Origin of the sequence: Rhizobium sp. P38BS-XIX (assembly GCF_012641435.1) — a bacterium.
In the GTDB taxonomy this organism is placed as follows: Bacteria; Pseudomonadota; Alphaproteobacteria; order Rhizobiales; family Rhizobiaceae; genus Rhizobium.
This window is the reverse complement of record NZ_JABAIJ010000001.1, coordinates 1,328,054-1,346,044: the sequence shown is the minus strand read 5'-3', so window position 1 is coordinate 1,346,044 and position 17,991 is coordinate 1,328,054. Positions and strand designations below refer to the sequence as shown.

Here is a 17,991-nt window from a genome sequence, read left to right as displayed (position 1 = left end):
TATGGTGTTGGCTTTGCTGAGAGGAAGGGAGAGTGGCCTTGGAGATTGCAGTCATCGGAGCCGGCGCAATGGGGAGTGCGATTGCGGGACGCCTAGTCGAAAACGGCGCGAAAGTGCTGACCTACCTTGAGGGGCGCTCGGCTGAGACCGTCGAGCGGGCCAAATCGGCGGGCATGCAGCCGGTCGAGTTGGATAGACTCGCTGCAACGGATCTCATCTTATCCATCGTGCCGCCCGCGCATGCCGTGGATGTGGCCGAGGCGGTCGCAGGCGCGATGCGCCGGTGCGGCTCCAAGGCGACGTTCATGGATTGCAATGCAATCTCGCCGCAGACGATGACGCAGGTCGCGGCAATTTTCGGCCATGATTGTGGCATCGTGCTGGATGGATCCATCATCGGCGGTCCGCCGAAATCCGGGGGAAAGGGCCCGAAGCTCTATGTCTGCGGCGACGATGCGGATATCACCGCCATCCTTTCGGAACGCGGACTTCAGGTGCGCCGTATCGACGGTCCGCTGGGCGCGGCATCGGCGCTGAAGATGTGCTACGCCGGCATCAACAAGGGTGTGACGGGTCTTGGAACGGCAATGCTGCTTGCCGCCATCTGCTCGGGGGCGGATGAAGCCCTGAAGCGCGAACTTCAGGAAAGCCTGCCGGATCTGGATGCCAAGTTGGTCAAGGGAATTCCGGATATGTATCCCAAGGCCTATCGCTGGGTTGCCGAAATGGAGGAAATCGCCGATTTCCTTGGTGAAGACGACCCCGCCGCATTGATCTTCAAGGGCATGGCCGGCCTCTATCGGAAGATGGCCATGGATAGAGAGAGCGGCGGCGCTCTGGCAGGTCAACTCGACACGCTCAATGGCGGTCGCTGATCGCGCGATCAAACAGATGCTTTTCATCCATCGCCGCGTCTATCATGCGCGCAGTGGAAAAGTCGATTCGTTCCTGAAGCGGCGATTGTTATCGAGGTAGACGCATGACCCAACCGCTCAAAACCATCGTTGTCGCCGTCTCGCGGAACGGGATTATCGGGCGTGACGGCGACATGCCCTGGCGTTTGTCCTCTGACCTCAAGCGTTTCAAGGCAATGACGCTCGGCAAGCCTGTGGTCATGGGCAGGAAGACGTTTCAGTCCATCGGAAGGCCGCTTCCCGGCCGGCCGAACGTGATCATCACCCGTGACGAAAATTTTGCGCCCGAGGGCGTCACGGTGGCGCATTCCCTCGATGCGGCGCTCGATTTGGCGTCACGTCTTGCGGTGGAAAGCGGCAGCGACGAACTGTGTATTCTCGGCGGCGGCGAAATCTATCGGCAGGCAATTGCCCTGGCGGACAGACTGCTGATCACCCATGTCGAAGCCGATATAGAGGGCGATACGTCCTTTCCCACGATCGATCCCGGCCTATGGACCGAGGAAAGCGAGCTTGCCGTACCGGCTGGCGAGAAGGATACTTATCCGACGCGGTTTGTCATTTACAACCGACGGCGGGCGTGAAGCCGGCCGCGAAAATCAAATATTTTCCAGTGAATCCGACGAACTTCCTCAAGTCTCGTTGAAAGCAGGTGCTTCGATACCTATAACGGGAAGCAATCGCTGCCGCGTGGGGATCTCGAGCCAAGAATTCCAACCGCTCGGCGCGATTTCGGGAGTCAACAAACAAAGAGGTTTTGATGCCTTGGAGCAATCAGAATGGCGGCGGCGGCGGCCCATGGGGCGGCGGTGGCGGCGGAAATAATCAGGGGCCTTGGGGGCAAGGACCAAACCGGCCGCGCGGTGGCGGCAATGGAGGACCTCCGGACCTTGAAGATATAATTCGCCGCGGTCAGGACCGATTGAAAGGTTTCGTGCCCGGCGGCTTCAATGCAGGCGTCGTACTCATCATCATCGCAGTGATCGCCGTCTTCTGGCTGATCCAGTGCATCTATACCGTGCAGCCGGACGAGCGTGGCGTCGAACTTCGTTTCGGCAAGCCGCGCGAAGAAGTCTCGATGCCGGGTCTTCACTTCCATTTCTGGCCGGTCGATCGTGTCGAGTTCGTCAAGGTTACCGAGCAGCAGCGCAATATCGGCAGCCGTTCCAGCGCCGGTTCCACCAGCGGCTTGATGCTGACGGGCGATCAGAACATCGTCAACGTGCAGTTCTCGGTGCTCTACACCGTGACCAATCCGCAATCCTATCTGTTCAATCTCGAGACCCCCGACGAGACTTTGCAGCAGGTTGCGGAAAGCGCGATGCGTGAGGTCGTCGGCCGTCGTCCGGCTCAGGACGTTTACCGCGACAAGCGTCAGGAAATCGCGACCGAGGTCAGAAACATTATCCAGGACACGATTGATCGTTATGCCACAGGCATCTCCATCAATGCCGTGCCGATCGAGGATGTCTCACCGCCACGCGAAGTGGCCGATGCCTTCGATGAAGTTCAGCGTGCCGAACAGAACGAAGATCAGCAGGTCGAAGAGGCCAATCAGTACGCCAACCAGCAGCTTGGTCAGGCTCGCGGCCGCGCTGCGCAGATCCGTGAAGAAGCCGCGGCCTATAAGGACCGTGTCGTCAAGGAAGCGCAGGGTGAAGCGCAGCGTTTCATCTCGATCTACAACGAATACGCCAAGGCACCTGAGGTCACCCGCAAGCGGTTGTTCCTTGAAACCATGGAGGCCGTTATCGGCAATTCCAACAGCGTCATCATCGACGACAAGCAGGGTGTCGTTCCTTACCTGCCTCTGAACGAAGTGGGCAAACAGTCCGCGACGCAGGCGACCAAGCCCACGACAGCAACTCAGCCGGAGGCCAAATAATGACGTCCAGCCGTTTGCCAGCCATTCTTATCGCATTTGCGGTCGTGCTGCTGCTGATCTACTCGTCGGTCTTCGTGGTGAATGCCAAGGAGCAGGCGATCGTCCTGCGCTTCGGCCAGATCCGCGCCGTCAAGACGGAGCCGGGCCTTTACTTCAAGCTGCCATTTGCCTTCATGGATGCCGATCGCGTCCAGTATATTCAGCGGCAGGAACTTCGCTTCGATCTGGACAACATCCGCGTCCAGGTTTCGGGCGGCAAGTTCTATGAAGTCGATGCCTTCGTGGTCTACAAGATCAAGGATGCTCGCAAGTTCCGCGAGACTGTATCGGGCGATCGCGACGCAGCGGAATCGCGCCTGAGAACCCGCCTCGATGCTGCCCTGCGTCGTGTCTACGGTCTGCGAAACTTCGAAGCAGCGCTTTCGAACGAACGTGCGTCGATGATGACCGAAGTACGTGACGATCTGCATCGCGATGCGGAATCACTCGGCCTCAATATCGAGGATGTCCGCATCCGCCGCACCGACCTGACCCAGGAAGTGTCGCAGCAGACCTACGACCGCATGAAGGCCGAGCGTCTGGCGGAAGCAGAACTGATCCGCGCGCGTGGTAACGAAGAAGGTCAGCGTCGCCGCGCAATTGCGGATCGTCAGGTGGTCGAGATCGTCGCGGATGCGCGTAAGGACTCGGAAGTGCTGCGTGGCGAAGGCGAAGCCCAGCGGAATGCCATCTTTGCCGACGCTTCCAAGCGCGATCCGAACTTCTACGAGTTCTATCGTTCGATGGCCGCCTATAACAAGGCGCTTGGCTCGGGCGGAAAGACGCTCGTGCTGCCGCCGAACAAGTCGGACTTCTTCAAGTTCTTCGACAATCCGGCCGGCGCCGCTCCCGATACGAGCACCCCGGCACTCGCCAATCCGGCGCCGTCAGGCAACTGACACGTCTTCTGAAACACTTGAAGGGCTGCCTAACGGCGGCCCTTTCCTTGTCTTAAGCGATGTCGGCTCTACCATAGAACCATGGGTGGAATGGAGGTTCGGGGATATCGCAAAAAGGTGATTTCACGCTTCATCATTCCGCCTTATGTTGATGCTTATACAAGATTTCCCTTTTTCAATGAGGATGCCTGATGGCTTCGACCAATCGCCTGCCTTTCAGACGTTCGTTTGCTTTGCTGGCCAGCATAGCGTTGATTGCAGGTCCAGTTGTGGGCGGCGCGGAACAGGCTTTCGCTCAGGCGCAGAATAGCGGTGCCGCAGCCGGCGCGCAGACGCCGCCAGCCACCAACAACAGCCAGACACCACCGGCAAACACACCGACGATGACGATGAATCCGGCGATGAATGCTGGCCCCGCATCCGTGGCGGATCTGGCTTCGGGTCTGCTCGATGCCGTGGTCAATATTTCGACGTCGCAAAAGGTGAAGGATGAGGGCGATGGACCGGCCACACCGAAGGTTCCGGACAACTCGCCGTTTCAGGATTTCTTCAACGACTTTTTCAAGAACCGCGATAATGACGACAGCAACCGGAAGGTAAGCTCCCTCGGTTCCGGTTTCGTTATCGATCCCTCCGGTTACATCGTTACCAACAACCACGTTATCGAAGGCGCCGACGATATCGAAGCGATCTTCCCCAACGGCACCAAGCTGAAGGCGAAGCTGATCGGCACCGACACGAAGACCGACCTTTCCGTACTCAAGGTGGAGCCGAAGCGTCCGCTCACGGCCGTGAAGTTTGGCGATTCGTCCAAGATGCGCATCGGCGATTGGGTGATGGCCATCGGTAATCCCTTCGGCCTCGGCGGTTCGGTGACGATCGGCATTGTCTCGGCACGTGGCCGTAACATCAATGCCGGCCCTTATGACAATTTCATCCAAACCGACGCGGCCATCAACAAGGGCAATTCCGGCGGCCCGCTGTTCAACATGAAGGGCGAGGTGATCGGCATCAATACCGCCATCATTTCCCCGAGCGGCGGCTCCATCGGCATCGGCTTTGCCGTGCCGTCTGAGCTGGCGGAAGGCGTCGTCAATCAGCTCAGGGATTTCGGCGAGACTCGCCGTGGCTGGCTCGGCGTGCGCATACAGCCCGTTACGGATGATGTCGCCAACAGCCTGGGACTTGGCAGCGCCAAGGGTGCGCTCGTGGCGGGCGTGATCAAGGGTGGTCCCGTCGACAACGGCTCGATCAAGGCGGGCGATGTCATCCTGAAATTCGATGGCAAGGATGTCGAGGAGATGCGTGATCTGTCGCGCGTCGTTGCCGAGAGCCCGGTCGGCAAGGAAGTCGATGTCGTCGTCTTCCGTGACGGCAAGGAGCAGACGGTCAAGGTCACGCTCGGTCGGTTGGAAGATAGCGACCAGGCAGCGGCAAACACCGATAAGGGCAAGAAACCGCAGCTTGCACCGAATGACAAGGGCGACAATGGCGGCGTCATCAATCCCGATCAGGGAGACGATGGTGATGACGACGGCATGGATGGCCAGGATCAGGGCGACAGCCAGCAGCAATCGCCGCAGGCAGAGCCGCCAGCTCAGACAAATTCGGCGGTGCTTGGCATGAAGCTGGCAACCTTGAGTGCCGAAAACCGCAAGAGCTTCGGGATTGCCGACAGCGTGGACGGTGTTGTCATCACCGAGGTTGCGCCGGGATCCGCGGCTGCCGAAAAGGGCTTGAAGCCCGGCGACGTCGTCGTGGAAGTCGCGCAGGAATTCGTCCAGACGCCCAGTGCCGCCTCGGACAAGGTGTCATCGCTGAAGCGGGAAGGGCGCCGCAATGCGCAGATGATGATCGCGTCTCCGAATGGTGACTTGCGCTTCATCGCCGTCCCGCTGGAATAGCTCAGCCTGTCTCTCGACCTGCCTGCAGCGACCGCCAGTCGGCGGCGCTCAGGCGGTAGACGACGTGACGTTTCAAATGCGGATGCGTATCGGGAATGTGCGGATGGTCAAAATCTCTGGCTGGATCAGGGCGCAGGCCTAATTTCCGCATGACGGCCAGAGCGTTTCGATTGTCGTGGACAGCGATCGAAAATATCTCAGCAATTTCCAATAGTTCGAATGCGTGGCTCAAAAGCGCCGCGCTGGCTTCGGTGGCATAGCCGTTGCGCCAATGACGTGCTGAAATCCGCCAGCCGATTTCCACGGCGTCGCCAGGTAGATGGGGCTCAAGTTGTGGTCTGGAGAGACCGCACAGGCCGATCGCTTTGCCGCTTTGCTTCAAGACCATCACCAGAAGCTCGAAGCCAGGCTCCGGCAGAGCTGCAAGGATCATGGAGAAGACCGCATCGGCGTCTTCGCGGCTGCGCCGAAAGGGAAAGAACTCGAGAACGGCGGGATCGGAACTGAGTTCGTAAAACAGATCGTGATCCTCATCCCGGCACGGCCGCAATAGCAGCCGGGATGTTTCTATTGGAATCACCGCCCGTTACGCCAGTCTGCCGCCGTCAGGCGATAGAGAACATGCGGTTTCAGATGGGGATGGCTATTCGGAACACTAGGGTGGTCGAAATCGCCACCGATGACCCGATGCATGCCAATCCGCTCCATGACCGCCGTCGATCGCACATTGTCACGCACGGCAAAGGATATGATTTCGTCCAGTCTGAGCGTTTCGAACCCATGAGACAGCAAGGCCGTTGCGGCTTCCGTCACGAGGCCTTTTCCCCATTGCCGTCTAACCAGTCGCCAGCCGATTTCAACCGTTCCGGCCGGAATGAACGGCTCGAGATGATTTGTCGGCATCAGGCCGCAATAGCCGATTGGCTCGCCACTGTCCTTGAGTTCCAACAGGTAAAGACCAAGGCCGGTTTCGGAAATCATCGTATGGACGCGATCATAGAAAGCATCCGCTTCCGCGCGGTTGCGACGGAAGGGAAAGAACTCCATGACGGCGTCGTCGGAATTGATCTCGTAGGCCAGATCTCGGTCTGTTTCGCGCCAGTTGCGCAGGATGAGCCTTTCAGTTTCCGTAATGATCATCTATGGCCCCGATATCGACAGTATTTGCCGGTCCTATGGTTTGATGAAGTCGGTCTTGCGATAGCCCTGAAGATAGAGCAGTGCAGTCAGGTCGCCGTGGTCGATGCGTATCCTCGCCTGTGCGGAGACCGTCGGCTTGGCATGCAAGGCTACACCGGAGCCAGCCAGCTGCAACATGCCGAGGTCATTGGCGCCATCGCCGACCGCCAGGGCATCATCGGTGGAGATGCCGAGCTTTTTGGCAATATCGTTCAGCGCATCGACCTTGGCCTGCTTGCCGAGAATGGGTTCCTCGACGAGACCCGTGAGAATGCCGTTCTCTTCGAGCAGAATGTTGGCGCGATCTTCGTCGAAGCCGAGTGTTGCTGCAATGCGACTGGTAAAGACGGTGAAGCCGCCAGAGACGAGCGCCGCATAATAGCCCTTCGCCTTCATGGTGGCGATCAGTTCGGGGCCGCCAGGCGTCAGCGTGATGCGCTTGGCAATGACCTCATCGACCACCGAAAGCGGCAACCCCTTCAATAGCGCGACGCGTTCCCGCAAGGCCGGTTCGAATGCGATTTCGCCGTTCATGGCGCGAGCGGTAATATCGGCCACCTTGTCTTTCAAGCCGACTTCCGCGGCCAGTTCATCGATGCATTCCTGGCCGATCATGGTGGAGTCCATGTCGGCAATCAGTAGTTTCTTGCGTCGCGTTTCGGCATTTTGGATCACCAGATCGATCGGCTCACTTCCGATTGCCGCAAGAATATTGGCCTCTGCGGCCTCAAGGTCGGTATCGTCTCGCAAGGCTATGTCGCAGGCAATGCCATCGGCCAGCCAGTAGAGCCCGGACGCTTTGACGGCTTCGGCCGCCTTTTCGGCGATAGCCGGAACAAGAACGGGGTTTGACGGACTGGCAATAAGCGTGGCAACGAAGGCCATGAGCAGAAACCTTATGAGCAATATCGACGCGATCCTGATAACCGGGCCGACCGCCAGCGGCAAGTCCGCGCTGGCGGTTGAGTTGGCGCGTTTGCACGATGGCGTCGTCATCAATGCCGATAGCATGCAGGTCTATGACACATTGCGAGTGCTGACCGCACGGCCGTCGGACGAGGATATGGAAGGCGTTGCGCACCATCTTTACGGTCATGTCCCGGCGGGCCAGGCGTACTCCACCGGTGTGTGGCTGCGCGAGGCAACCGATCTTGTCGAGCGTTTGCGCAACGACGGACGATTGCCGGTTTTCGTTGGCGGAACAGGGCTTTACTTCAAGGCGCTGACCGGAGGCCTTTCGGATATGCCGACCATCCCCCCGGAAATACGGAGTCGCCTCAGGGCACGTCTCCTGGAAGAAGGCCCGGAGGATTTGCATCGCGAATTGGCGGCGCGAGATGGTTCGGTTGCGGACAGTCTCAATCCGCAGGATGGTCAGCGCATCGTTCGCGCTCTGGAGGTGATCGAGGCGACGGGGCAGTCCATCGCCGCGTTTCAGGGCAAGACCGGACCTGTCGTGATCGATCCCGACCGAGCGCGAAAGATCGTCGTCCTGCCGGACCGCACCGTTTTGCATCAGCGCATCAACGGGCGTTTTGAAAAGATGCTGGCGATGGGTGCTGAAGACGAGGTGCGATCTCTGCTCAAGCTGAAATTGCCACCGGAAATGCCGGTCATGAAGGCGATAGGCGTGTCGCAGATTGCCGCCATGCTGAACGGCGAGATGAAACGGGATGAGGTTATCGAGACGGGAGCGGCAGCAACGCGGCAATATGCCAAGCGGCAGATGACCTGGTTTCGCAATCAGATGGATCACAGCTGGGAGCGTTTCGATCCGGCGGCCTGACCGTCAATCCTTGTCGTAAAGGCTGCTGAGCGGCTTCTTGAGAATGCTGTCGCGAAGCGACAGACCGGGTTCGCGGCGCAGCGACGAAGGCGCGTCTCTCGTCGGGATAGCGCGGGTGGCCGAGGTCTCCTCACCACGGAATTCGCGGCGGAGCTCCGAAAGCCTGCTGTCTATCGACGTCTGAACCGGAGCAGGCTGGGCTGTCGTACGAGGCAGCATATCCGGGCGGTACGGTTCCGGAGGCGGTGATACGGCTTCCGGTTGGCGCCACGAAGTCGGCTCTGCAGGCGTATCGTCGATGGTGTTCCTGATGTCGGCGGCCAGCTCTGCGGAGCCGTTGAACCCTTGCTGCAGAGCGGAAATATCCGGGCCGGATACCGACCGCATGCGGCTGATAATCGTGCGCAGATCGACGGTATCGGGAGATTCTTCGGTCGTCCTTGCCACGCTGCCGCTGGCCTTGGGCAGCAACCGCTCATCGACACGGGAAAAGCGCATGCGCATCGGCACGGCAATGGCTTCGCCAAAGGCGATGGCTTCGCCATTGCCGATAGACGACAGGAAGCTGGTGGTCGAGATCGACGAGTTCGGAATGGCGGAGCGGATAATGTCCTGGTCGCGGTCGTTGGCGAGGCGCATGGCAAAGAGTGTCGAGCACTGCGACAGGATCGTCTGATCCAGTTCACCGGGACGCTGCGTGATGATGCCGAGCGAGACGCCGTATTTGCGGCCTTCCTTGGCGATACGTGCAATGGCTTGCCGCGTCGGGAAGAAGCCGAGCGTCGGGTCGGCGGGAATGTAGCGGTGTGCCTCTTCGCAGACGACAAGCATATGGATCGCGCCGTCGCTCCAGAGCGCCAGTTCGAAGGCCATGCGGCAGAGGACGGAGGCAACAGAGTTGATAACTTCCGAGGGGATGCCGGCGAGCTGGAAGGTGCAGATCGGCTTTCCATCGCCCGGAATGCGGAAGATCTTGGCGATGGTCTCCATGATCGTATCGGTGATCGTGTTGTTGGAGAACATGAAGTGATAGCGTGGATCGTTGATCGCCGAGATGATGCGCATCTTCAGCGAGCGCAGGTGCGGCTTTTCCTGCCGGCCTTCGAGGCGGCCGATACGTTCGTCGATCAGCGCCAGCAGATCCGCCATGCGGTATGGAACCGGCGTATCCGCCGTAATGGACGATTTTTCCGTCTGACGGCGCATCAGGCTTGAATCGCTGCCGCGGAAGGCGCGCCGCGCTTCAGGAATGAGATCGCGCAACGCGTCAAGTTCCTCGGCAATTGCCGGTCGGCCACGAAAGACGACTTCGCTGAACTCTTCCAGCCGCATCAGCCAAAAGGGCAGGTCGAGCGTATCGGTATCGATGACCACGGCATGCCTTGGAAAGGCGGCGGCGAATTCGTTGTGCGGGTCGAGGATGAGAACCCGCAGCTTGGGATCGGCGCTGATGGCCTTTTGCAGCAGCAGCGAGACCGCCGTCGACTTGCCCACACCGGTCGAGCCGACGACGGCGAAATGCTTCGACAGCATCGAGGGGATATGGATGGCGGCGTCGATGCTCTCGTCCTGCGTCAGCTTGCCGATGACACAGCTGCTGCCCTTGCCGGCATCGAAAATGCGCATCAGGTCGGCGGCGCGAATGCGGTGCGCGATGGCGCCGAGATAGGGATAGGAGGAAATGCCGCTCGAAAACTCTTCGCGGCCGTCCGGCTCCACTCGCACTTCGCCCAGCAGTTCGACTTCGATACGAAAGAGATTGTCCTGTCCTTCGCCCCAGCCGATACTGTTGGTGTTCATGGAATAGACGAGCGCAGCGACGCGGTTGGTTCCCACACTGATGGAGATCAGCTTGCCGACGGACCAAAGTTCGGTGAGGTCGGTTCCGCCGTCTTCGGCGACGGCAGCGATCGTGGCTCTCGAGCCATTGCACGCGACAACGCGGCCAAGAAAGCGATTTCCCGGCTTCAGTCTGTCGCGGCGATCAAGGTCTCCCGCCTTACCCGACGTCTGCAGATCATTATTGAGCAAACGGCTACCCCAAGCTTTAGATGGGGGAGCATAGGGAATGCGGCTTAACAAAACCCTGTCGCTACATCATACTTTTTATGGGGTACGCTGCGGTGCGCGATTTTTTATTGCTTCACGCGTTGACGCTTGGAAATTTTCTGTCTATCACTTCGCGCCATGAATAACTCGATCGTTCTTATCGTGGTGGGAAGGCGCATGGGCAGGATGGTGTAACCATCCGGCGATAGCCACCCATGCGCTAGATGACAGGCTCCCCAAGGGGCCTTTTTTTATGCCCGAAATCGAGATTTCATTCTTCCAAACCTCCAGCAGACAAGCGGAACAAACGTATGACCGGCACAGATAATCAGGCGAGCAGCAATCGAATGACAGGCGCGGAGATCGTGTTGCGGGCGCTCAAGGACAACGGCGTCGAACACATCTTTGGTTATCCGGGCGGCGCAGTGCTTCCGATCTATGACGAGATTTTCCAGCAGGACGACGTCAAGCATATTCTCGTTCGTCACGAGCAGGGTGCCGGCCACGCGGCCGAAGGCTATGCCCGCTCCACCGGCAAGGTCGGCGTCATGCTGGTTACCTCCGGTCCCGGTGCGACCAATGCGGTGACGCCGTTGCAGGACGCCTTGATGGATTCGATCCCGCTCGTCTGCCTGAGCGGCCAGGTTCCGACGACGCTGATCGGCTCGGACGCGTTCCAGGAATGCGACACCGTCGGCATCACGCGCCCTTGCACGAAGCACAACTGGCTGGTCAAGGACGTCAACGAGCTGGCGGCCGTCATCCACGAAGCTTTCCGCATCGCGCAGACGGGCCGTCCGGGTCCTGTCGTCGTCGACATTCCGAAGGATATTCAGTTCGCAACCGGCACCTACACGCCGCCGGAAGCCCATCACGTTCAGAAGAGCTATCAGCCGAAGATCCAGGGCGATATCAACAAGATCACCCAGGCGATCGAGCTGATGAAGAATGCCCGTCGTCCGGTCATCTATTCCGGCGGAGGCGTCGTCAATTCCGGTCCGGAAGCCTGCAAGCTGCTGCGCGAGCTGGTCGAACTCACCGATTTCCCGATCACCTCGACGCTGATGGGCCTCGGCGCCTATCCGGCATCCGGCAAGAATTGGCTCGGTATGCTCGGCATGCACGGTTCCTACGAAGCCAATATGGCGATGCATGACTGCGACGTCATGGTCTGCATCGGCGCACGCTTCGACGACCGTATTACCGGCCGCCTGAATGCCTTCTCGCCGAATTCGAAGAAGATCCATATCGATATCGATCCCTCATCCATCAACAAGAACGTCCGCGTCGATGTCGGCATTCTCGGCGATGTCGGCAATGTTCTGGAAGACATGGTTCGTTTGTGGCGCGCGCTGCCGCAGAAGCCCGCAGCCGATCGTCTCGGCGATTGGTGGACTGACGTTACCCGCTGGCGCGCGCGTAATTCCTTTGCTTACAAGCCGAGCGACGACGTCATCATGCCGCAATATGCGATCCAGCGCCTTTATGAGCTGACCAAACATCGCGACACCTACATCACCACCGAAGTCGGTCAGCACCAGATGTGGGCGGCGCAGTTCTACGGCTTCGAACAGCCGAACCGCTGGATGACCTCGGGCGGTCTCGGCACGATGGGCTACGGCTTGCCGGCTGCACTGGGCGTTCAGATCGCCCATCCGGAAAGCCTGGTCATCGACATCGCCGGTGATGCCTCGATCCAGATGTGCATTCAGGAAATGTCGGCGGCCATCCAGCACAATGCGCCGATCAAGATCTTCATCCTCAACAACCAGTACATGGGCATGGTTCGCCAGTGGCAGCAGCTGCTGCACGGCAATCGTCTCTCCAATTCCTATACGGAAGCGATGCCGGATTTCGTCAAGCTCGCGGAAGCCTATGGCGCCGTTGGCCTGCGGTGCGAAAAGCCGGGCGACCTCGATGCCGCCATTCAAGAGATGATCGACGTCGACAAGCCGGTCATCTTCGATTGCCGTGTTGCCAATCTCGCCAACTGCTTCCCGATGATCCCCTCGGGCAAGGCACACAATGAAATGCTGCTGCCTGATGAAGCGACCGATGAGGCCGTCGCCAACGCGATCGACGCAAAGGGCCGCCAGCTGGTTTGATCGATAGCCGGGACGTGGCGCGAGCTGCGCCCCGGCAGATCATTCCGGCATATCGAACAAAAACCGAGGAAACGGAACAAGGATAATGAACGCACACCTTCAACCCACGGGCTCCGCATATTTCATTTCGCCGGAAACAGCCGTGGCGGAAAACCATACGCTTTCGGTGCTTGTCGACAACGAGCCCGGCGTTCTCGCCCGCGTCATCGGCCTATTCTCCGGTCGCGGCTACAACATCGAGAGCCTGACGGTCTCGGAAACCGAGCATCAGGCGCATCTTTCGCGCATCACCATCGTCACGCGCGGTACGCCGCAGGTGCTGGAGCAGATTAAGGCTCAACTCGAGCGCATCGTTCCCGTTCACCGCGTCGTCGATCTGACGGTGCGCGCCCGCGAACTCGGCCAGGAACGGCCGATCGAGCGCGAAGTGGCGCTGCTGAAGGTGACCGGAAGTGGCGAGATGCGCGCAGAAACGCTGCGGCTGGCCGATGCCTTCCACGCCAAGGTGGTGGATGCGACCGTCGAGCATTTCATTCTCGAAATTACCGGCAAGTCTTCGAAGATCGACCAGTTCATCGCCATCATCAAGCCGCTCGGCCTGATCGAAGTGTGCCGCACCGGCATCGCCGCGATGAACCGCGGTTCGCAGGGAATGTAATAGGCCGTCTGCGTTGACCGGCTTTCGTAACGAACTGCGCTAAAAATCGGAGCGGTTCAGTGCTTCCGCGAAGCATTGAACCGCTCTATCTTTTGTTGCGCCCGGCCTGGGGCGGCGATGTTATCTGCAGCGGGAGAATATGGTGGAAGTTCTTGCCGGCGAGACTTTGCCCGAGATCGGGAGAAAGCCATGGCATCCGCCTGATGATATGCGTCTTGGTGCTGCCCTGTTCGTCCGGGGTGATTTTCCGTGGCTTGGACATTATTTCGGCTCGCGGAAGCTTGCTTCCATTCTTTCTCCCGGGATAGGCGGCATCGTATCCTGGGGCGGCCGTGCGCCGGCCAAGCTCGCAGGCCGTATCGCGCGTCTGCGTCAACTCAGGCACTGGCATCTGGAAGATGGCTTCCTGCGCTCGGTGGGGCTCGGCAAATCCGGCGCCATTCCTCTGTCTATCGTCATCGATGATCTTGGCTTGCCTGTCGATGCGCAAAGGCCGTCACGGCTCGAGCGATTGATCGAGGGTGCGGGGGACGTCGGAGAATTCGGCCGCAGCATCCGCGAGCAGATCGTTCGCCACAAGCTTTCCAAGTACAATCACCTTTCACACCGACAGCCCAATATCGAGCGGACGACGAGACGGCGTATTTTGCTGGTTGATCAGGTCGTCGGTGATGTCTCGGTCGGCCGGGCGCTCGGCTCGAAAGCTTCTTTCGAAAAGATGCTGGCGGATGCGCTCGCAAGCGATGCACAATGCCTGATCCGCACCCATCCCGATGTCATGGCGGGGCTTCGTAAGGGGTATCTTACGGATGGCGTTTCCCTGGGAAATGCCGTGTTGCTTGATGATGCCGTCTCGGTGGCCTCGGTCCTCGAAGTCGTTGATGAGGTCTGGACGGTCTCCAGCCAGTTCGGGTTCGATGCGCTTTTGAGGGGCATCCCGGTTCGTTGTTATGCCGCGCCGTTTTATGCGGGCTGGGGCGTGACCGAAGATCATTTCGGCGTTTATACCAAGGCGACGCTCGCCGGCCGTCGGACGAAGCGGCGTACCGTCGATCAGATTGCCGCTGCCGCCTTTTCTTTGTATCCGACCTACCGAGATCCCAGCGACTGGCGCGAGATGGATGTGTTCCGGGCGATCGACCTGATCGTGGCGCAGCAGAAGGCGGCTACCTAAAGCAATTGCAGGAAAAGCTGCAGGTTTTCCGTCCGCAATTGCGCAAGCGTTAAGACTACAGCATTTCCAATGATTTCTTTCGTGACGGCGGCGGGAAGGCGGCGTCGAGGACGGCCCAATCCTCATCGCTGATATCGACATCGATCGCGTCGCGGTTCTCCTCGATGCGCCGCGCGTTCGAGGTTTTCGGGATCGGCATGACGCCATCGCGCTCCAGCAGGAAGGCGAGGGCGATCTGGGCTGGAGTTGCCTGATAGGTCTTGGCGACACGGATGAGTTCTGGGTGATGGAGCAACCGGCCCTGTTCGATCGGCGAATAAGCCATGATCGGAATGCTGCGCTCCTGGCACCAGGGCAAAAGGTCGTATTCGATGCCGCGCCGGGAAAGATTATAGAGCACCTGGTTGACCGCGACATTGCCGCCGTTCGGCACGGAAAGTAGCTCATCCATATCGTCGACATCGAAATTCGAAACGCCCCAGGCCTCGATCTTGCCCGCCGCCTTCAGGCCCTCGAAAGCTTCCACCGTTTCTGCAAGCGGGTAGTTGCCGCGCCAATGCAGCAGATAGAGATCGATGCGATCGGTGTTCAGGCGCCTCAGGCTTCGTTCGCAAGCTTCGACAGCGCCCTTGCGGCTGGCATTGGCGGGATAGACTTTGCTGACCAGGAAGACCTCGTCGCGCCGTCCTTCGATCGCCTTGCCGACCACTTCTTCCGAGCCGCCATCGGCATACATTTCCGCCGTGTCGATCAATGTCATGCCGAGATCGAGGCCGGTCTTGAGGCTGGCGATCTCGTCCCGGGCGCTTGCGGCATTCTCACCCATGTTCCATGTCCCCTGGCCAAGCGCCGGAACCAGGATGCCGGAGGGGAGGGTGACGGTGGGGATTGGTTCGCGCATGATCTTTCCTCGCTCAAGAAAACCGAAGGATAGGGGCGTTCAATTGGATTTCAATCGACACCCACTCTGTCACGGTGACAATCGCCCTATGGCTTTCGTATGGCCGGCGAACTAATGTCGCATCGTCATGCGTCGTCACTTTTTTGTGCGCGTGAGGAAGAATTTCGGATGCCGCCTTGTCACGATACGGTGTCCTAGGAGGCATCATGGCGCTGGATACATTTCTGGCTCTACTACTTTTCGCATTCACGACCTCGATCACACCCGGACCGAACAACATGATGTTGTTTACCTCCGGCGTGAATTTCGGTTTCCGACGCACGATTCCGCACATGCTTGGCATCGGCGTCGGCTTTTTTGTGCTACTGATTGCCGTGGGGTTGGGACTGGGCGCACTTTTGCATACAGTGCCCGTGCTCTACACCGTGCTGAAATTTGCCGGCGGCGCCTATCTCGTCTGGATCGCCTGGAAGATCGGAACATCCCGCAGTCTGAGCGAGGCGGAGGGCGATGCACAGCCGATGAGTTTCATCAGTGCTGCCGCGTTTCAATGGGTCAATCCCAAGGCATGGGTGATGGCTGTCACTGCCATGGCCACCTACACCAACGAGCAGCTCTACCTCTTCACGGTTCTCCTCGTCGGCTTTGCGTTCGCGGCTGTGAACGTGCCGAGCGTATCGACCTGGGCCGGCTTCGGCTCTGTCCTGCGCGATTGGCTGTCCGATCCCGTCCGGCTGAAATGGTTCAATATAACCATGGCCGTCCTGCTGGTGCTCAGTCTCTGGCCAATGCTAAAGTAACGGCCAAGAGACAGGAGACGACCATGTCGCACTACCACTCGCATGATGACGACGTTCATCATCACCATCATCACGACAACCATTATTCGGACATGCAGGCGCGTGTGAAAGCGCTCGAGACGCTGCTGACGGAAAAGGGGTTGATCGATCCGGCGGCGATCGATCGCATCGTCGAGACCTATGAAACGAAGGTCGGACCGCGCAACGGCGCGCAGGTGGTGGCGAAGGCCTGGAGCGATCCGGAATTTGCCGACTGGCTGCGGCGCGACGCGACTGCGGCGATCGCAAGTCTCGGCTTTACGGGACGACAGGGCGAGCATATGCGCGCCGTATTCAACACGCCGGAAACGCACAATCTGATCGTCTGCACCCTCTGCTCCTGCTATCCATGGGCCGTGCTTGGGTTGCCGCCGGTCTGGTACAAGGCGCCGGCCTATCGTTCGCGTGCCGTGATCGATCCGCGTAGCGTGCTTGTCGAATTCGGTTTGACGTTGCCGCACGAAACGAAGATCCGTGTCTGGGATTCGACGGCAGAGCTTCGCTATCTAGTGATCCCGGAGAGGCCCGCCGGCTCCGAGGGCATGGATGAGGCGGCGCTCGCCGATCTCGTCAGCCGTGACGCCATGATCGGAACGGCGGTCGCCGGAATGTCGGAGGCGGCATTATGAATGGGCCGCACGATCTCGGCGGCCAGATGGGCTTCGGCCCGGTCGCGCCCGAGCAAAATGAGCCTTATTTCCATGCGGAATGGGAAAAGCGCGCGCTCGGCATCACGCTTTCCTGCGGCGCCTTCGGTGCCTGGAACATCGATGAGAGCCGGCATGCGCGCGAAAACATTCCGCCGGCCGATTATCTTGCGGCCAGCTATTATGAGGTTTGGACGCGGGGCATCGACATGCTGCTGGAGCGGCATGGTTTTGCAACGGCCGAGGAGCTACGAGCCGGTCACACGATCGAGCAGGGCAACGTGCCGAAGCGAGTGCTGAAGGCTGATATGGTCGACGGTGTCTTGGCCAGGGGCGGTCCCTGTGACCGGCCGATCGAGACCGCCCCGATTTTCGCCGTCGGGGATCATGTGCGGACCAAGAATTTCAATCCGACCGGCCATACTAGACTGCCGCGCTATGCTCGCGCCAAGGCAGGCGTTGTCGAAGCCGTGCAGGGGTCGTTCGTTTTTCCAGATGACAATGCCCACGGCCGCGGCGAAAATCCGCAATGGGTGTATACCGTGGTCTTCGATGGCACTGAGATCTGGGGCGAGGGTGCCGATCCCTCATTGACCGTCTCGATCGATGCCTGGGAGAGCTATCTTGAGCGCGTGTGAAAGTGCGTCGCCTCTGGCGCAATCGCCGCAGCTGCCGAAATCAACCGATGGCGAGCCGGTCTTTCCCGAGCCTTGGGCGGCTGAAGCCTTTGCGATCACGGTTCATCTGCATGAGAAAGGCCTGTTTGCCTGGAGCGAATGGGCCGAACGATTGTCAGCCGAGCTGCATAAGGCTGGCCGCGCGGTCGACGCTAGCGATTATTTCGATTGCTGGGTCGCTGCTCTGTCAGGACTGCTGGTCGCGAAGGGCATTGCCGATGCCCATGCGATCCTGGCTTTGCAACAAAGCTGGCAACGTGCTGCCGAGGCAACGCCACATGGCAAGCCGATCGTGCTGGAGAATGATCCTCACCGTTGATCATCCGAACAAGCGT

At 59.4% G+C, this 17,991-nt stretch carries 18 protein-coding genes; 13 read left to right on the top strand and 5 right to left on the bottom strand.

The genetic code is table 11. The features are described from left to right. Nucleotides 1-38 precede the first annotated feature (38 nt). The 5 genes from HGP17_RS06515 (at nt 39) to HGP17_RS06495 (ending at nt 5,641) form a co-directional block, all read left to right on the top strand. Nucleotides 39-875 carry an NAD(P)-dependent oxidoreductase gene (locus HGP17_RS06515; RefSeq protein ID WP_168808122.1) on the top strand — a complete coding sequence of 279 codons (837 nt, stop codon included), beginning with the start codon at nt 39-41 and terminating at the stop codon, nt 873-875. Between the two features lie 104 nt (nt 876-979). After that, complete coding sequence (locus tag HGP17_RS06510; RefSeq protein WP_168807023.1) at nt 980-1,498, top strand: dihydrofolate reductase; 519 nt, start codon at nt 980-982, stop codon at nt 1,496-1,498. A 176-nt stretch (nt 1,499-1,674) separates the two neighbouring features. Continuing rightward, a complete protein-coding gene (gene hflK, locus HGP17_RS06505) occupies nt 1,675-2,799 on the top strand; it encodes an FtsH protease activity modulator HflK (RefSeq protein ID WP_168807021.1) in 1,125 nt (374 codons plus the stop codon). After that, nucleotides 2,799-3,737, top strand: coding sequence for a protease modulator HflC (locus HGP17_RS06500; RefSeq protein WP_168807019.1), 939 nt, complete (start codon nt 2,799-2,801; stop codon nt 3,735-3,737). The genes hflK and HGP17_RS06500 overlap by 1 nt, the downstream gene beginning before the upstream one ends. Nucleotides 3,738-3,928: 191 nt before the next feature. Next, nucleotides 3,929-5,641, top strand: a complete 1,713-nt coding sequence (locus HGP17_RS06495; protein ID WP_168807017.1) for a DegQ family serine endoprotease — start codon at nt 3,929-3,931, stop codon at nt 5,639-5,641. 1 nt (nt 5,642) lies between these two features. Here the strand turns inward: HGP17_RS06495 and HGP17_RS06490 are convergent, their stop codons facing one another. The 3 genes from HGP17_RS06490 to serB are packed head-to-tail and all read right to left on the bottom strand — an operon-like array spanning nt 5,643 to nt 7,705. After that, nucleotides 5,643-6,221 (bottom strand): GNAT family N-acetyltransferase, encoded by a 579-nt coding sequence (locus tag HGP17_RS06490; protein ID WP_168807015.1) that lies wholly within the window; start codon nt 6,219-6,221, stop codon nt 5,643-5,645. Further along, the gene (locus HGP17_RS06485) at nt 6,218-6,781 is read right to left on the bottom strand and encodes a GNAT family N-acetyltransferase (protein WP_168807013.1); all 564 of its coding nucleotides are present in this window, start codon (nt 6,779-6,781) and stop codon (nt 6,218-6,220) included. The genes HGP17_RS06490 and HGP17_RS06485 overlap by 4 nt, the downstream gene beginning before the upstream one ends. 33 nt (nt 6,782-6,814) lie before the next feature. Further along, nucleotides 6,815-7,705, bottom strand: a complete 891-nt coding sequence (serB, locus tag HGP17_RS06480; RefSeq protein ID WP_168807011.1) for a phosphoserine phosphatase SerB — start codon at nt 7,703-7,705, stop codon at nt 6,815-6,817. A gap of 13 nt (nt 7,706-7,718) precedes the next feature. Here serB and miaA point away from each other — a divergent pair, with 13 nt between their 5' ends. Beyond that, on the top strand, nt 7,719-8,606 hold the full coding sequence (gene miaA / locus HGP17_RS06475) for a tRNA (adenosine(37)-N6)-dimethylallyltransferase MiaA (protein ID WP_246703959.1): 888 nt from the start codon (nt 7,719-7,721) through the stop codon (nt 8,604-8,606). A gap of 3 nt (nt 8,607-8,609) precedes the next feature. Here miaA and HGP17_RS06470 read toward each other — a convergent pair whose 3' ends face one another. Then, the gene (locus HGP17_RS06470) at nt 8,610-10,637 is read right to left on the bottom strand and encodes a DUF87 domain-containing protein (protein ID WP_168807007.1); all 2,028 of its coding nucleotides are present in this window, start codon (nt 10,635-10,637) and stop codon (nt 8,610-8,612) included. 329 nt (nt 10,638-10,966) lie between these two features. On the opposite strand from HGP17_RS06470, the gene HGP17_RS06465 reads away from it, so the two are divergent. From HGP17_RS06465 to HGP17_RS06455, 3 genes are all read left to right on the top strand, one after another. Further along, nucleotides 10,967-12,760, top strand: a complete 1,794-nt coding sequence (locus HGP17_RS06465; RefSeq protein ID WP_168807005.1) for an acetolactate synthase 3 large subunit — start codon at nt 10,967-10,969, stop codon at nt 12,758-12,760. A gap of 85 nt (nt 12,761-12,845) precedes the next feature. Next, the gene (gene ilvN / locus HGP17_RS06460; RefSeq protein ID WP_168807003.1) at nt 12,846-13,418 is read left to right on the top strand and encodes an acetolactate synthase small subunit; all 573 of its coding nucleotides are present in this window, start codon (nt 12,846-12,848) and stop codon (nt 13,416-13,418) included. 142 nt (nt 13,419-13,560) lie between these two features. Next, the gene (locus HGP17_RS06455; RefSeq protein WP_348648903.1) at nt 13,561-14,592 is read left to right on the top strand and encodes a capsular biosynthesis protein; all 1,032 of its coding nucleotides are present in this window, start codon (nt 13,561-13,563) and stop codon (nt 14,590-14,592) included. 55 nt (nt 14,593-14,647) lie between these two features. On the opposite strand, the gene HGP17_RS06450 is transcribed toward HGP17_RS06455, so the two are convergent. After that, nucleotides 14,648-15,496, bottom strand: a complete 849-nt coding sequence (locus HGP17_RS06450; RefSeq protein WP_348648902.1) for an aldo/keto reductase — start codon at nt 15,494-15,496, stop codon at nt 14,648-14,650. A gap of 203 nt (nt 15,497-15,699) precedes the next feature. Between HGP17_RS06450 and HGP17_RS06445 the strand changes: the two genes are divergently transcribed. Genes HGP17_RS06445 through HGP17_RS06430 form a run of 4 tightly spaced genes read left to right on the top strand, consistent with a single transcriptional unit; the run spans nt 15,700 to nt 17,975 of the window. Next, complete coding sequence (locus HGP17_RS06445) at nt 15,700-16,293, top strand: LysE family translocator (protein WP_168806990.1); 594 nt, start codon at nt 15,700-15,702, stop codon at nt 16,291-16,293. Nucleotides 16,294-16,316: 23 nt separating this feature from the next. Further along, complete coding sequence (nthA, locus tag HGP17_RS06440; RefSeq protein WP_168806988.1) at nt 16,317-16,961, top strand: nitrile hydratase subunit alpha; 645 nt, start codon at nt 16,317-16,319, stop codon at nt 16,959-16,961. Then, nucleotides 16,958-17,617: a nitrile hydratase subunit beta gene (gene nthB, locus HGP17_RS06435; RefSeq protein ID WP_168806986.1), complete on the top strand. Its 660-nt coding sequence runs from the start codon at nt 16,958-16,960 to the stop codon at nt 17,615-17,617. Before nthA ends, nthB begins: the two co-directional genes overlap by 4 nt. Further along, nucleotides 17,604-17,975 carry a nitrile hydratase accessory protein gene (locus tag HGP17_RS06430; protein ID WP_168806984.1) on the top strand — a complete coding sequence of 124 codons (372 nt, stop codon included), beginning with the start codon at nt 17,604-17,606 and terminating at the stop codon, nt 17,973-17,975. The genes nthB and HGP17_RS06430 overlap by 14 nt, the downstream gene beginning before the upstream one ends. Nucleotides 17,976-17,991: the final 16 nt, after the last annotated feature.